Genomic DNA, 14,941 nt, shown 5'->3' on the forward strand with positions numbered 1-14,941 from the left:
ATCTTATGAAAAAGTTCAGATTGAATGCCGGCTTTACTCTTGTCGAGCTTCTAATTGTTGTTCTCATTGTTGGTATATTGGCTAGGCTTGCTTATCCTAACTACCTCAATGCAACATTAAAAAGTGGTCGTGCTGATGCGAAGGTTGCTCTGGGGGAGGTCGCTCAGCGCTTGCAGCGATGCTTCACTACCGGCAATAAGTTTAATCCGTCTACGACGGGGGCTTGTACAATATACGACTCCATAAAATCGAGCGCTTCAGGTTTCACGTCATCTGAAGGATTCTATGTTATCAAGGAGGCGCAAGCCAACGACGTATCTGCAACAAGTTTCATTATAACCGCTGCACCTGTTTCGACTAAGCGCCAAAGTAAGGATACAAAATGTGCAAAATTGACCTTAACTCACACAGGAGTTCGCGCCGCTTACGACAGTGGTGGTACTGATACGACATCGGAATGCTGGTAAAAAAATCCCGCCTCGGCGGGATTTTTTTATTCGTCATCCAAGCCAAGTTTTTGTAATCGGTAACGCAATGATCTAAAGGTGATGCCCAGCTTTTTAGCCGCAAGGGTTTTATTCCAGCGAACTTTTTCCAAAGCATCGCAAAGAATTTCTTTTTCCACTTCAAGTAGGTAATCATCTATCGAAGGGTATTCTGCACAGCGTGCGGGGTAGTCGATGCGATTGTTTTTGTCCGTTGATGTTGATGTAAATCGCGAGCTATCCACTTCAGGTTTTGCAAATAGTTGAGCATCGCCATTTGGATTTAATTGGAGGTCATCTGCGTCTATTTCATCGTTATCGCAAAGCGTGAATGCTCGCTCTAAAATATTTTCTAATTCCCGAACATTGCCGGGAAATGGATAACTGTCCAGACGTTGTAAAGCAGCGTTGGATAATCTGGGTGCAGGCATCTGCATTTCGTTTGCAATTTTATCTAAAAGATATTTTGCCAGTAGCGGAATGTCTTCTCGTCTTTGGCGTAAAGGCGCAACACTGAGTTGAATTACGTTTAAACGATAAAACAAATCCTGCCTGAATCTTCCTTCTTTAACTTCTGTTTCTAGCGATTTATGTGTGGCACAAAGGATGCGCACGTCAGTAATGGTTTCTTCTGCAGCGCCAACGGGGCGTACAGATTTTTCTTGAATGGCACGCAAGAGTTTAACTTGCATCTCTAATGGTAAGTCTGCTACTTCGTCAAAAAATAAAGTTCCACCTTCTGCGGCTTGAAATAAACCTAATTTGTCTTGGTGTGCGCCGGTAAAGCTTCCTTTCTTATGGCCAAAAAATTCGCTTTCCATTAGCTCGCGTGGAATAGCACCACAGTTTACGGCGATAAAGGGCTTTGCTGCGCGCGGCCCCAGCTCGTGGATGGAGCGCGCAACCAATTCTTTACCAGAGCCAGATTCACCACTGATATAAATAGGCGCTTGCGAGCGAGCCAATTTTTGAATACTACGCGTTAAGTCTTGAATAGCTTTAGATTGGCCAATGATAAAACTTTCGGTGGGCAATTTTGCTGCGGGCAATTGGCTCGATTGAATTGCGGTATTCACCAGCTTACGTAGCACGTTTAAATCAACAGGTTTGGATATGAAGTCAAATGCGCCGGCTTTCATGGATTCAATAGCCGTATCTATACTGCCGTGCGCCGTAATAACCGCAACGGGAAGGCGAGGGAAGTTCTGTTGGATAAACTCAACTAAATCTAAACCCTTGCCATCGGGTAAGTGCATGTCGGTCAAGCACAAGTCATAGGTTTTTTGCAGCAGTAATTGCTTTGCTTTAGTAATATTTTCGGCGCTATCTGTTTCTAAATGCATGCGGCCGAGCGTAATTTCTACTAGCTCGCGAATGTCGGGTTCATCATCAATAATGAGTAAACGTTTGTTGGTCATGGCCTAATTCCCATTTTTATATTGCACTAGCACCCAGGGTTTTATTACCAGCGCCCACAAAACTGCATCTTGATCGTACCATTCTTGAGCTTGCGAATCTTTAACGGCATCTACCAATCCGGCTTCCATCCAAACTTTTACTTGCGTTGCATTATCTTTGGTGATTTGAGTCGCAACATGAATTAAATCGAGTGATTGATCCACTGCAATCGCATTACCGCTGGCAAAGAATCGCTGAAGTTCATGCCAACGAATTTTTGCAGTTTCCAGTACGAGTTCCGATGCCAATTCTTTTTCGTTCATAAGATTTCTATTTGCACTTGTTGTTGAATGCTTGAGCGACTTTTGATTGATTTGCTTTCCCAAGTTGGTGGCTAATGTAATTCCCTGCTTGGATAAGTTTCTCTAAGTCTACGCCGTGCTCAATACCTAAACCATTCAGTAAATAAACCAGATCTTCTGTCGCTAAATTACCCGATGCGCCAGCGGCATAAGGGCAACCGCCTAATCCCGCAACGGAACTATCAAAAACTTGCACGCCCATTTCGAGTGAGGCATATACATTTGCGAGCGCTTGGCCGTAGGTGTCATGTGCATGTATTGCGATTTTATCGATCGAAATTTCTTGCGCTACCTCGAAAATTATTGTTTTTATTTGGTTTGCAGTGCCTACGCCAATGGTGTCGCCTAAGGAAATTTCGTAGCAGCCCATTGTGAATAAATCGCGAGCAATTTTAGCGACAAGTTTTGGGTCAACATTACCCGAATAGGGGCAGCCTGCGACGCAAGAGATGTAGCCACGGACCGGAATATTGTTTTCTTTTGCTGCGCTAATTAATGTTTCAAAGCGTTGTATGCTCTCCGCTATTGAGCAATTGATATTTTTTTGGCTAAAAGCCTCAGACGCTGCTGCAAATATGGCGACTTCGTCAGCGTTGACGCTTACGGCGCGCTCGTATCCTTGCAGATTGGGCACAAGCGCAGCGTAAGTCACATCAGTTTTGCGAGAGATGCCCGAGAATACCTTAGCGCTGTCAGCCATTTGCGGAACCCATTTTGGATTTACAAAACTGCCAGCTTCGATATATCGCAAGCCTGAGTCTGTAAGCATTTCGATGAGTTTAATTTTGGTTGAAGTGGTAATGGTTTGCTTTTCATTTTGTAAACCGTCGCGTGGGCCAACTTCTACAATACGAACGTCTTTTGGAATTTGCATTTAATCTTCACCCCAACGTGGCATTAAATCTTGTTCTATGCCTAGTTGATCCAAAAGGCGCGCTACTATGAAATCGATAAGCTCGTTAATAGTTTGTGGCTGCATGTAGAAGCCAGGACTTGCAGGAATAATGACTGCGCCCATTTGCGTTAGCTTTAACATGTTTTCCAAATGTATTTGTGAATAAGGCGCTTCACGCGGAACCAGAATAAGTTGGCGACGTTCTTTCAGCGCAACATCAGCAGCGCGCTCAATTAAATTATTGCTGGCACCATGAGCGATTGCAGACAGAGTTCCGCCACTTGCAGGGCAAACCACCATAGAGCTCGGTGAGCTTGAACCGGAGGCAACAGGCGAAAACCAATCATCTTTTGCGAGTAGCTGTAATTGTTCTTCATCCGCAGCGAATATTTCATTTAAAAAATCCTGCTGTTGTTCAAAGCCAGCAGGAAGATCCAAATCGGTTTCGGTGCGAATAACAACTTCAGCAGCGCTCGAAAGCATCAAATAAACTTTACAGTTTGCAGCTAACAAACATTGCAATAAGCGTAAACCGTATTGTGCACCTGAGGCACCTGTAATCGCGAGGGTAATACTGCGTTGCTTCAGCATAAAAATCTCCGCTAGATAATGGCGCGTAAGATATCAGATATGAATGGTCTGTGCAGGCATCTTATAAAAGACGGATTGTTATTCAAATAGACAATAATACGGCATATTTTGAATCTGTGCTGCTTGATAGGCGTCAATGGCTTAGTGTCTAAACCTATTAATATTGCTACTGGTCATTTACGTGAGTTTATTTAATGAATTTACTGCAAGCTACAGGCGACAAGGCGCACATCCTATTTGATAAGGACGGCCACCAGTGTATTCAATTTAGTGATCTGGTGGTGGGTGAGGGTATTCAATCAAATCAATTTTTAATTATTGATGGAAAAGATGCGGCGTTGATTGATCCGGGCGGTGATTTAACCTTTACACCGCTTACGATTGAAATTGGTAAGCGCGTAAAGATTAATGAGTTGAAATACATTTTCGCGTCTCACCAGGATCCCGATATTATTGCGTCTCTGCCGCGTTGGCTAATGCATACCAATTGCCAAGTGGTCACATCGAAATTGTGGTCGCGCTTTTTGCCGCACTTGGCCTCTACTTTTGTAACACAGCAATACGGCCAAGCTTTAGAGAGGCGTATTATTTCGTTAGGTGATTCTGGAGGTGCGATTCCATTTGGTCGGTCAAGCATTATCGCCTTGCCCGCGCATTTTTTACATTCCGTTGGGAATTTTCATTTCTATGATCCGGTGAGCAAAATATTGTTTAGTGGCGATATGGGTGCTTCATTGTTGGAAGACCATGCTGACACAGCGGTTGTTGATTTTCATGCTCACATTCGGCATATGCGCGGCTTTCATCAACGCTATATGGCAAGTAATAAAGCATGCAGACTTTGGGCGAATATGATTAGAAAGTTGGATGTTGAAATGATGGTGCCACAACACGGAAGTCCCTTTGTCGGGAAGCCAATGATTACGCAGTTTTTGGATTGGATTAGCGAATTGGAATGCGGAATAGATTTAATGGATCAACAAAGCTTTAGTTTTAGGTTTTAGTGCTGATTTAGGTGGGGCGACTTGCTGCCCCACACTTTTACAGCGCGTGTTGTTTCAGTTGCTCAATCAGCTTTTGATGAACCCCACCAAAACCACCGTTGCTCATAATCACAATGTGAGTGTTTTTCTCGCAAAGAGAAATGGCAGAGTGAATTAAATCATCGAGATCGCGTAAGAGTTTGGCTGGGACAGAGCTTTTGTTGACAACCTCATCCATTGCCCAGTCCACGTTCGCAGGTTGATACCAAAGAACGTCGTCCGCATCGGTACAGCTTTGGTTGAGTGCGTTTTTGTGCACACCCATGCGCATGGTGTTCGAGCGTGGTTCTATTATGGCAATAATTTTTTCTTCGCCTACTTTTGCGCGTAATCCTGCGAGTGTTGTTTTAATAGCGGTAGGGTGATGCGCGAAGTCGTCATAGACTTTGACACTGTGTACGTCGGCCAAAACTTCCATGCGGCGTTTTACGCCCGCGAATTGTTCCAGTGCTTTAGCAGCATGTTCAGGTGTTACGCCAACGTGACGCGCTGCAATTAGCGCAGCCAGGCCGTTGTTAACGTTGTGTACGCCTGTTTGAGTCCAATTAACCTGAGCAACTTCTTCTCCTTTGTGTAGAACGGCGAATGAAGATCCATCGCTGGTCAATAATTTTGCTTGCCATTCGCTTGCTATTGAATCGTCTGTAAATCCAAATTGCTGTTGTGGCGTCCAGCAACCTTGTGCGATGACTTCTGCAAGTGCTTTGTCGTTGGATGGAGAAATAATCAAACCATTATTAGGTACTGTGCGCACCAAATGATGAAATTGTTTTTGAATGGCTGCAAGGTCAGGAAAAATATCAGCGTGGTCGAATTCCAAATTGTTGAGAATAACTGTGCGTGCGTTGTAATGAACGAATTTAGAACGCTTATCAAAAAAAGCGCTGTCGTATTCATCAGCTTCAACCACAAAAAAGGGTGTCGATCCCAAGCGTGCTGAGGTTGGAAAGTTTTTAGTGACGCCACCAATTAAATAGCCGGGCGACATGCCCGCATATTCTAAAATCCACGCTAGCATGGAACTGGTAGTGGTTTTTCCGTGCGTACCTGCAACAGCCAAAACCCACTTGCCTTGCAACACATGATCGCGCAGCCATTGTGGGCCGGATGTATAAGGAATGCCTTGATTGAGTACGTATTCCACCGCAGGATTACCGCGACTCATGGCGTTGCCAATAACTACTAAGTCGGGCGCGGGTTCTAGGTGAGCGGGATCAAAGCCTTGCATCAACTCTATGCCGGCTTGCTCAAGCTGCGTGCTCATAGGCGGGTAAACATTGGCATCGCTGCCGGTAACACGGTGGCCAAGATCTTTTGCGAGTTGCGCGAGGCTGCCCATAAAGGTGCCGCAAACGCCAAGAATATGAATATGCATGGTTAAGCTCGTATCCGTTTTATTGGATGCGAGCTTACCACGAACTTAAGGGACACATAAATTCTGTTGTGTTTTTGCGTTTATTAAGCAGCGTTAATCTTTGGCATCTCAATATGTGATGATAGATAGCGTGCGCGCTTTGACACTTTCATTAAGGTCAAATCTGCGATGAACAATCCGTCAACACAATTGCCAAATTCTGAGTCCACACTAAAGGCGAGCAGTTGGTAACCACCTTCTTCATAAAGCGCGGCATATTGTTTAAAAAGCACAGGCAACTTATGTCCTTGGGTTGCAAATTTTTGTTGCAAAATCTCAAAGCCCTGATCGCGGTTTAATCCTGCAAATTCCTTTTGCAAATTAATGAGCTCATCCTCATCTGTTTCGTGTGGATGTTTTCCATCCGCCAGCACTTCGTTCGCTTGTGGATCTGCGGGGCTGTAATAGCGCTGATAGTAAAACACCAAGGCATCACGTAAATTTTTAGGATATTGCGCGCTCATACTCACGGGCCCAAGCACGTAACGAATTTCTGGGTGATGTTGCAAATAGGCACCTAAACCTTGCCACAAGTAATCCAAGCTCGCTTTGCCCCAATAATGCGGGTGGACAAAGCTGCGACCTAACTCCAATGCCTGCTCCAGATATGCTTGGGCTGCAGGTTGGTAATCAAACAATTCCGCTGTGTATAAGCCTTTAACACCTTTTTTCGCGATAATTTTTTGGGCTTCGCCTAAACGATAGGCGCCTGCGATCGTCAGCTTATCTTCGTCCCAAAGGACTAAATGACGATAATAATGATCGTATTTATCCAGATCGCGACGGCTTCCGGTGCCTTCGCCAACTTTGCGAAAAGTATGTTCACGCAAGCGGCCTATTTCACGCAATACGGTTGGGTGATCTTCGTAAGTGCATAAAAATATTTTGTGGTTATCGCGGGTTTCGCCAATCAGTTTTGCGCTTTTCAATTCCTTTTTTAATGCGCTACTGTCCTCCGGGTGTGCAATTGTTTTTTCCGTTACAAAAATAGCTTTTTTACCTTTGCCTATTTTGTACAGGTGCTTTTTAAGGCGTTTGATGAGTGCTTTGTCCGCGAGTTGATTTGATTCCAGCGCGTGATGTGGAATAGCTTCCCCCACACGGAATTTAATTTCAGCTGAGCGTTTATTAAACATTTCATGCGCGAGCAAAGCCGTTGCAAGCGGCTTGAAAATCATAGAGGTGGTGTAAAACAGCCACGAATTTTTAGCAGAAACGAATATTGGCAGAATGGGGCACTTGGCTTTGCGAGCAAAATGCAAAAATCCTGCTTGCCATTTCCCATCGCGAATACCGCGCGCGCTTGCACGTGAAACTTCTCCCGCAGGGAAAATAATAATGGCTTGTTCATCTGTGAGTGCGTTAAGAATATTTTTGTAACTCTGCTTGTAGGCGCCGCGGGTCATATTGTCGAGTGGCAGTAGCAATTCATGCAGCGGCTCAAACGCCATCAGCATGTCATTGGCAACGATTTTCACATCGCGCCTCACTTCGCTAATCAGACGAATTAACGCCAAACCGTCAAGCGAACCTATGGGGTGGTTTGCGATAACAATTAAACGCCCAGCAGCAGGAATGTTGTCGCGGTCGCGTTGGGAAACGCTGTAACTAAAATTAAAATAATCAAAGATGCGATCTATAAAATCTATGCCCCTAACGCCCTGGTTATCGCGCAGGAAATTATTCACTTCTTGTTCGCGCGTCAGCTTGCGCAAAATAGATAGTGTCGAGTTACGAATGAGCGGCGCTTGGTCAGCAAAGCCAGGGAATTTGTTGGTGACGGATTGTTCGATGTTGAGCATGAGTCGCACCTTGCAGGCTGGATTTTTCCTGCAAGGCTATGACTAAAAAATGACAGTTGGATGATGCGGAGGTTACAGATTTGTGTCTAAAACGATTATTGACGAAGCAGCAATTGTTCTTCTTGTTTGCTCACATAATCACTGTAAGGCGCTTTAATGTGAAGGAGCTTGCCAGAGTTCAAATCAAACTCGGCATGATTTTGCAAATTGGTATTGAGCAGGCTGCCGTTGACTAAAATGTCGCCCTTGTTAGGTGTGAGGCTGTTGTTGTGCTGAACCAAAAACTCTTTGACTAAAACACACCCTGCCGATTGCGGCGGAGCCGGCAAGGGTTGAATCGCCGCAGCAAGTTGAAGGCGCGGGCTGGGGTTCCGCGCTGCCATATTTAATAAAATTTGCGCGCAACACACGGCGCGAAAACTACATTCGTGAATTTCTTCGCCGGTGAAATCAATCTGCAATGTGTCATCAGCGAGGAGTTGGCGTTGGCCGTTATAAAGGCTTAGCAAACCTTGTAATTGCTTTTCAAAGCGACGAACAACCCCATTAAAGCCTTCGTTGTTAAGTTGTTGGTAAAGCTTGCTGAGGTTCAACATATGCAAGCTTAAACGCACAGATACTTGAGTGGGCGCAACCGGTGCTGCGGGCTCGGGGGCTGCAGGTTCTTCTGGCTCAGGAATGGTTGGAATCTTTTCTACAACTGCTGTAACAATTTGATCGGCACTGGGAATTTTATCGCGCAGCGCGCTCCACCAGCGGCGGTGGATTGACCACCAGATAATCAGTAAACAAATGGTAACGGCGGTGGCCCAACAGGTCAGGAAAAACTCATCGTGCGCGGTACGGCGCGGTACTTCCAAGGTCACTTCCAAATATCCCGCAACATTGTTGTGGAGCGCTACAGGTGCCGTGAAGTTGTAGCGTTTGCCAAGCGCTGGTTGGTTGGGTCTGTAACCGCTTTGCACAAGAAGTTTGTTGTCCACATTGCGCAGCGTTGCGCCTATCACGTTCGGGTACTGACCCACTTCCTGCAAAATGGCTTGCAGGCTAACCATATCTTGGTTGAGTGTTGCATCTACAGCTTGGCGAGCCGTACTTGAGGCCAAAATTTGACCATAACGCTCGATGTTAGCTTGCTGGTTGCGATCAGCGTTATAGAGATAAAAGGTTGCTCCCATCAACCCCAGCACCAGCAAAAGAACGCTGCATAAGCTAAGTTGCGGATAGGTACGATAGTGACTGAACAGTGACATGTAATTCTCAAGCAAACAGTGTTATTGGAACCAGTCCGTGATTTGGCAATGCCTGACTGACAGGCATTCTAATGGGGCGCCATTCTAGCCTAATTGCCCCTGCTTCTGTAGGTATTTAAACAGGAGCTAAAGCCTCGAATCGGCGTGCTTTCACCAATATTTGAGTAGGTTCATGTAGGCGACTTAGGCTAAAATGCCGCGCACAAAAACAACCTTTGCTTATCCTGTCCCCGTACCTCAAAACTGGGATGCCTCGTGGAGTAACCCGTGAATAGTATTTTATTGATTAATGCATCTGGCGTTGACAAGCCCGGCGTAACGCGCGCTATCACCAAGGTGTTGGCCAAGCATAGCGCTAACATTCTGGATATTGGCCAAGCGGTTATTCACGATACACTCGCATTAGGCATTTTGGTTGAGATTGAGTTGAGCGGGGATACTCGCGCTGAACTGGAAAGTGAAATTGAACAATGCACTGCACCACTCGGTATTCAAGTGCGGTTCCAAACCATTAGTCACGATAACTACGCCCATTGGGTGGAACAGCAAGGAAAAACTCGTCACATAGTCACCTTGCTCGCTCGCCAAATTTCGGCTGCACAAATCGCTGAGTTGACCGCGGTTACTTCGCTGCATGGATTAAATATTGACAGTATTAATCGTCTCTCAGGGCGTGTTGGTTTGGATGTTGTTAAAGGCGAAGCTGAAAACACGGGCAACGCCTGTGTTGAATTCTCGGTGCGCGGTACGCCACAAAATATGGCCGCGCTGCGCGCTGATTTTATGGATTTATCCGTTCGCTTGAATGTGGATATTGCCTTCCAGCGCGACACCGTTTATCGCCGTAATCGTCGTCTCGTATGCTTCGATATGGACTCAACACTAATTGATGCCGAAGTGATTGATGAATTAGCAAAGGCTGCTGGCGTAGGCGAAAAAGTATCTGAAATTACCGAAGCCGCCATGCGTGGTGAGTTGGATTTCAAACAAAGTTTTGCCGCACGCATGGCGTTGCTGAAAGGTTTGGATGAAAGCGTACTTGCAGGCATTGCGGCTAATTTACGCTTGAACGAAGGTGCGGAAAAATTAATTTCCTCACTGAAAAAGCTTGGCTACAAAACTGCAATTTTATCCGGCGGATTTAATTACTTTGGCCGTTATTTACAAAATAAACTCGGCATCGATTACGTGTACGCCAACGAATTGGATATTGTGGACGGCAAAGTAACGGGCAATGTCGTGGGAACAGTTGTTGATGGTCAACGCAAAGCTGAACTTTTAGCGATGCTCGCACAACAAGAGGGGATTGCGCTTGAGCAAGTCATCGCCGTAGGTGATGGTGCGAATGATTTGCCAATGCTCAGTGTCGCAGGGTTGGGCGTTGCTTTCCGTGCAAAACCTTTGGTAAAAGCCTCTGCAGAGCATTCAATTTCAACGCTAGGTTTGGACGGAATTTTGTATTTGTTGGGCTTTAGAGAGCGCGATAAGCTGCTCTAAGAACATGCGCTATAAGCGCATGTTCTTTAAAAAAGTGCTGCTATTTAAGACTCCATATTGAAATCATAATTAAGATTTTGCGAAGGCTCTTGTAAGTAGTGGCCTTGGATGTAGTGCGCGCCTGCCTGCCATAGTGTTGATAAGACGCTCGCGTTTTCCACAAAGGGCACTATGGTTACTTTATTTTCTGCATGAAGTTTTTCAATCAGTTCAATCAAGGCCGCTGAACTTTCATTCTTGTGCTGAATGTCGGTTGTGAACGACCCATCAATTTTAATCATCCCCGCCGCGACGTGTTTAAGTGCATTAAATGGATTTAATGAGCAACCAAAATTGGTAATGGACATTTGGGTTTTCATTTTTGCCAAACCGTCTGCAAAGGCTTTGGCGGCATTCAAGTGATTGGTGACATCCACTTCGTTAGCTTGGAATGTGATTGAGTCGGGGGCGAGTTTCGCCGCTTTAAACGCGACCGCAAGCCAAGGTAATAAAGTATCGTCACATAGGGATTGACGCCCCAAATTCACAATCAGTTTTGTCTTGTTGCCTTTGGCTCTATGCTGCGACAGCATTTTGATGGATTCCAATATCACCCAACGATCTATCTTGATGCTAAGGTTAATTTTGTTTGCTTCTTCCAGAAAATCGTCGGGTTCTATTTCAACGCCTGCTTCGTTAAGCATGCGTAAATAAACTTCGTAATATTCTTCTTCCGAACCACGTAAGCTAATAATAGGTTGGAACAACAGGCGAAACTTGTCATTGTCGAGCGCCTGCTGAATTTCAACGGCGATATCGCGAGTTGATTGGGCTTTGTCGGTTACTTCTGGTTCGAATAGGCTGGCGCTATTACCCTGCGCTGAGCTGACCTTTTCCATTGCTACACGTGCTTGTTCGATAACGGTGCTTGCGCTGGTTGATGTTTCGTTGACTATGGATACACCGATACTGCAGGTAAGTTGTATCGTTTTTCCATCCACTTCGATAATGTGCTGGTCAATGGCTTTACAGAGTTGCACAGCGCGATTCACAGCGGCATCCGCCTTAATGTTTGTAAGAAGAATAGTAAAGCTGTGATCGCCGAAGCGAGCAAGAATGTCAGTCGGAGTGCTTTTGTTGCGCAATACGGCAGAAATATCACCTAGCACCAAGTCGGAACCCGCAACACCGTAAGCAGAAGAAACTCGTTCGTTAAAGTTGTCCAGATTTATATATAGCAAGCTTAAAGATTGCTGGTCGCCAATATGATCAATAGTGTGTTCTAGCATTTGCATCATATGCTGACGATTAAAGAGACCGGTCACCAAATCTTGCGATTTAATTTGGTCAATTTGCGCTTGCAGTTCTTCATTATTGGAACTGATTTCAGCACGCGTTGCTCGCGCCAGAAATTGAATGCAAGGTTCCTCATCATAGGTAACATGTGATACTTCCAGATTCACCGCGGTGGGAGTTCCATCCTGCATTACACCGCCAAAAGCTAGCTGGCTGGCACCGCCATCTTCTCCCTTCAGTGAGAACTCTTTAAGGAAGTTTTTAAGTTTGTTCTGCTCGCTGTCTGCAACCATATCCATGATTGGCATTGCTTCAATTTCATCGCGATTCTCATAACCGAATAATTCAGCAAAAGATTCGTTAGCGTATAGGTACAGGCCATCTTGTACATAAGCGATTGCATCGCGGGAGGAGTCCAGCAACTGCTGGCTGCGACGTTCTGCTTCGCGAAAACGGCGGTCTGCCGAACGGCGTGCTTGGCGATCGTGACGATTGTTCATTTCACGTTGGATAACCAGCAACAAATGCTGGTCATCGTCCAGATTAACCACATCGACGGCACCCATTTTCATGCCTTCAACACGTGCAAACAGTTCTTCATCTTCGTGCAATAAAATTACGGGTACATCTTTATTGAGGCGGCGAATATGTTTAAGGGCGATTTGCGGAGTGGGATTGGTTGTATTGTCGTTACCTATCAATAAATCCCAGGTTTGCTCTTGCAGAAGTTTAACTAGCGCTTCTTCACTATCGACATGTTGGGCGCGGCTTGGGCGGCCTGCATTGTGCAGCATGCTAATAAGGCGTTCTGCTTCTGTGCGTGAGTTGTTAAGGATGATCAGGCGAATGGTATCTATTGAGGTCATATTATGCTTTCTGGGCCGATCCTTTTAACCGCTGAGTGCGGAATCTGTGCCAACTATCGGTAATGAGTTGCGTTGTGATTTTTCAATCATACTCAAATTATAGGGTTATCTTACTTTAATCTTTTGTTTGCTCAAGCTAAGTGTCGATTTATGCGACTTGGTTATCTCTCGGTTGGTAGGTGCAGGTAATTTTGTGGGCAACAAAATACCCTAATCTTTATGTATCCCAAATCGAATCAAAGTCGTCTTTGGGCGCGGTTTCCTTCGGTTTGGGAGCCATGAGTTCGCGGTAGGTGAATTGGCTAAATGCTCCGGTACCGAATAATCGACGGGTTAATTGGATGTTTGTTTGGTCTCCGCGCAAATCCTTGTCTCCTTTGCGGAAAAGCCGTGCTTTTGTGTATTCCCGGAAAGACACTGCATTTGTGATCAGTGTTGCAGGTTGGTTGATCGCCTTCAGTGCAGGGATTTCCAGCGCACGCAAATACTCGGACGAGTCACCCGTTTTATGGATTATCGCCAGGCCCACAGGTGTGGCTTGGGCGGATAATATTTGAATTCCGAGTTGGGTTGCCCCTTTTGTTTGGTTGGCCCAACGTACCACGCCAAGACTCCAGCGATTGCGTTGCGGATCGCGCAACCCCAAGAGCTCGCCTGCTTTGACTTGGCTGGGAATTTCATCGCGCCATTCGATGCAATAGCCGCCCGGGCTACTATCGATCAAAGGTACGTGGTAGATCGGGTAGGTGTCTTTTAATATGTTTTGCTCTTGTTTCTGGATGGCGTATTCGATGCTATCCGTTGCCACGGCTTTGCCTGCTAGTGGAGTGCCCTGAATATCGAAGGTGCTGTCCCATGGGTCGTCTTTGGACTTATTTTTCTGTGTATTTTTCAGCTGAACACCGCGTTTTTGAAATATAGCCCCCAAACTATCTACCGACTGGGTTCCCAAAGTGCGGTTCAAAAAATGTGTAAAAATGGTTTCGCCGGCTAGGTAGTAGTGGATGTTAGTGAGCCCCACAGCGACGTCGAGCGCGCCGTGACTATGCTGCCGTTCAAAATTGCGTTGGGCGAGAAGATTCCACGCTCGGATGAGGTGAAGGGTGAGTGCGGGCGTAAGGTTTAGCTCGTTACGCAAGCTGGGGCTTTCCGTCGACTCCTGTGCGTTGGATGTGCTTACTTCATTGAGCTTTTTGCATATTTGCGATGTATTCAGCTCCAAAAGCAGCCTATTTTCACCGCCGGAAAAGCGCGATCGATACATGGGTGGGCCGCTGGAATCCATGGCGACTGCAAAGAGATTGTCGTGGTGGCTCCCTGTTTGGCTGTCGTGTAATTCCGCCAGAGCGCTAAGGTCGTTAAGCGCATCGAAGGTGGCGATTATTTCGTCTTGCCGCAATTGGTTTGGGCGCGCGCAGGCGAGCAGTAGGGTGCGCACATAAGCCAATCGAATGTTGTGGCATTTTTGTAGCTGCCCGTAGCTGTCTTCCACCGGGTTCTCAGATATGCCAAAGCGTAATGCGATTTGGTAGAGGGAATGAAGTTCTGTCCAAAGCTGTGCTGAGACGGGTACGTAAAGTTGGTAGTACCTTAACAACAAAAGGCTTATACCTGTGACTGCGCGGTGGATTGCCAACTGAAGAAGCTCAGTGTCGGGGGTGGGTTGGTGGCATAGATCGCGCACCGCAACCAGATACCCATTGATCAAATGCTTTTGCATGGCTTGGGCAACAGTGGCAGTTTTAACGGCGGGCTCGGGAAGAATCAACGGTTGGTTGAGAAAGTGTTGTGTCAGGCCCTCAATGATCTGCAGAGTTGGGCTGCGTAGGATTTCCAGCACTTGAATGCGGTTAGCTGGGGTGGTCTGGTAGCGGCCTACTTCGGGCAATGCTTGGTACAACAATCCGCTTACAAATTGTATTTGCGTTAGTGGCAACGACCGAACCCACGCTTTTACGCTACTGTCCCTGCTACCGTCGCAAAAGTTCAACTGTGCCAAATCCTGGATCGGCACATTGAGTTGCTCTATCAGCTGTTTGAGGGGTTGCAGTTCTGTCATG

12 protein-coding genes are annotated in these 14,941 nt (G+C 46.1%); 3 read left to right on the forward strand and 9 right to left on the reverse strand.

Annotated elements, in window-relative coordinates; all coding sequences use genetic code 11:
• Positions 1-5: 5 nt before the first annotated feature.
• The gene (locus tag U1F02_RS06175; RefSeq protein ID WP_409989492.1) at positions 6-467 is read left to right on the forward strand and encodes a type IV pilin protein; all 462 of its coding nucleotides are present in this window, start codon (positions 6-8) and stop codon (positions 465-467) included.
• A 26-nt stretch (positions 468-493) separates the two neighbouring features.
• On the opposite strand, the gene U1F02_RS06180 is transcribed toward U1F02_RS06175, so the two are convergent.
• From U1F02_RS06180 to U1F02_RS06195, 4 genes are read right to left on the reverse strand one after another with little or no spacing between them, the layout of a single operon-like run.
• Positions 494-1,903 carry a sigma-54-dependent transcriptional regulator gene (locus U1F02_RS06180; protein ID WP_409989493.1) on the reverse strand — a complete coding sequence of 470 codons (1,410 nt, stop codon included), beginning with the start codon at positions 1,901-1,903 and terminating at the stop codon, positions 494-496.
• A gap of 3 nt (positions 1,904-1,906) precedes the next feature.
• The gene (locus U1F02_RS06185) at positions 1,907-2,206 is read right to left on the reverse strand and encodes a DUF2288 domain-containing protein (protein WP_409989494.1); all 300 of its coding nucleotides are present in this window, start codon (positions 2,204-2,206) and stop codon (positions 1,907-1,909) included.
• A 7-nt stretch (positions 2,207-2,213) separates the two neighbouring features.
• The gene (locus U1F02_RS06190) at positions 2,214-3,119 is read right to left on the reverse strand and encodes a hydroxymethylglutaryl-CoA lyase (protein ID WP_409989495.1); all 906 of its coding nucleotides are present in this window, start codon (positions 3,117-3,119) and stop codon (positions 2,214-2,216) included.
• Positions 3,120-3,731, reverse strand: coding sequence for a flavin prenyltransferase UbiX (locus tag U1F02_RS06195; RefSeq protein ID WP_409989496.1), 612 nt, complete (start codon positions 3,729-3,731; stop codon positions 3,120-3,122).
• A gap of 194 nt (positions 3,732-3,925) precedes the next feature.
• Between U1F02_RS06195 and U1F02_RS06200 the strand changes: the two genes are divergently transcribed.
• Positions 3,926-4,735: an MBL fold metallo-hydrolase gene (locus U1F02_RS06200; RefSeq protein WP_409989497.1), complete on the forward strand. Its 810-nt coding sequence runs from the start codon at positions 3,926-3,928 to the stop codon at positions 4,733-4,735.
• 37 nt (positions 4,736-4,772) lie between these two features.
• Here U1F02_RS06200 and mpl read toward each other — a convergent pair whose 3' ends face one another.
• From mpl to U1F02_RS06215, 3 genes are all read right to left on the reverse strand, one after another.
• Positions 4,773-6,149: a UDP-N-acetylmuramate:L-alanyl-gamma-D-glutamyl-meso-diaminopimelate ligase gene (gene mpl, locus U1F02_RS06205; protein WP_409989498.1), complete on the reverse strand. Its 1,377-nt coding sequence runs from the start codon at positions 6,147-6,149 to the stop codon at positions 4,773-4,775.
• An 83-nt stretch (positions 6,150-6,232) separates the two neighbouring features.
• On the reverse strand, positions 6,233-7,990 hold the full coding sequence (locus tag U1F02_RS06210; RefSeq protein WP_409989499.1) for a GNAT family N-acyltransferase: 1,758 nt from the start codon (positions 7,988-7,990) through the stop codon (positions 6,233-6,235).
• A 95-nt stretch (positions 7,991-8,085) separates the two neighbouring features.
• Positions 8,086-9,243 (reverse strand): hypothetical protein, encoded by a 1,158-nt coding sequence (locus U1F02_RS06215; RefSeq protein WP_409989500.1) that lies wholly within the window; start codon positions 9,241-9,243, stop codon positions 8,086-8,088.
• 267 nt (positions 9,244-9,510) lie between these two features.
• On the opposite strand from U1F02_RS06215, the gene serB reads away from it, so the two are divergent.
• A complete protein-coding gene (serB, locus tag U1F02_RS06220; protein ID WP_409989501.1) occupies positions 9,511-10,740 on the forward strand; it encodes a phosphoserine phosphatase SerB in 1,230 nt (409 codons plus the stop codon).
• 44 nt (positions 10,741-10,784) lie between these two features.
• Here serB and U1F02_RS06225 read toward each other — a convergent pair whose 3' ends face one another.
• A complete protein-coding gene (locus U1F02_RS06225) occupies positions 10,785-12,881 on the reverse strand; it encodes an EAL domain-containing protein (RefSeq protein ID WP_409989502.1) in 2,097 nt (698 codons plus the stop codon).
• 217 nt (positions 12,882-13,098) lie between these two features.
• The gene (locus U1F02_RS06230; RefSeq protein ID WP_409989503.1) at positions 13,099-14,940 is read right to left on the reverse strand and encodes a hypothetical protein; all 1,842 of its coding nucleotides are present in this window, start codon (positions 14,938-14,940) and stop codon (positions 13,099-13,101) included.
• Position 14,941 lies beyond the last annotated feature (1 nt).

It is taken from the genome of Cellvibrio sp., from assembly GCF_046347455.1.
Taxonomy (GTDB): Bacteria; Pseudomonadota; Gammaproteobacteria; order Pseudomonadales; family Cellvibrionaceae; genus Cellvibrio.

Coding starts and splice junctions, on each gene's coding strand:
- U1F02_RS06175 (WP_409989492.1), top strand. CDS start 6: ATGAAAAAGTTCAGATTGAATGCCGGCTTTACTCTTGTCGAGCTTCTA.
- U1F02_RS06180 (WP_409989493.1), bottom strand. CDS start 1,903: ATGACCAACAAACGTTTACTCATTATTGATGATGAACCCGACATTCGC.
- U1F02_RS06185 (WP_409989494.1), bottom strand. CDS start 2,206: ATGAACGAAAAAGAATTGGCATCGGAACTCGTACTGGAAACTGCAAAA.
- U1F02_RS06190 (WP_409989495.1), bottom strand. CDS start 3,119: ATGCAAATTCCAAAAGACGTTCGTATTGTAGAAGTTGGCCCACGCGAC.
- U1F02_RS06195 (WP_409989496.1), bottom strand. CDS start 3,731: ATGCTGAAGCAACGCAGTATTACCCTCGCGATTACAGGTGCCTCAGGT.
- U1F02_RS06200 (WP_409989497.1), top strand. CDS start 3,926: ATGAATTTACTGCAAGCTACAGGCGACAAGGCGCACATCCTATTTGAT.
- mpl (WP_409989498.1), bottom strand. CDS start 6,149: ATGCATATTCATATTCTTGGCGTTTGCGGCACCTTTATGGGCAGCCTC.
- U1F02_RS06210 (WP_409989499.1), bottom strand. CDS start 7,990: ATGCTCAACATCGAACAATCCGTCACCAACAAATTCCCTGGCTTTGCT.
- U1F02_RS06215 (WP_409989500.1), bottom strand. CDS start 9,243: ATGTCACTGTTCAGTCACTATCGTACCTATCCGCAACTTAGCTTATGC.
- U1F02_RS06225 (WP_409989502.1), bottom strand. CDS start 12,881: ATGACCTCAATAGATACCATTCGCCTGATCATCCTTAACAACTCACGC.
- U1F02_RS06230 (WP_409989503.1), bottom strand. CDS start 14,940: ATGACAGAACTGCAACCCCTCAAACAGCTGATAGAGCAACTCAATGTG.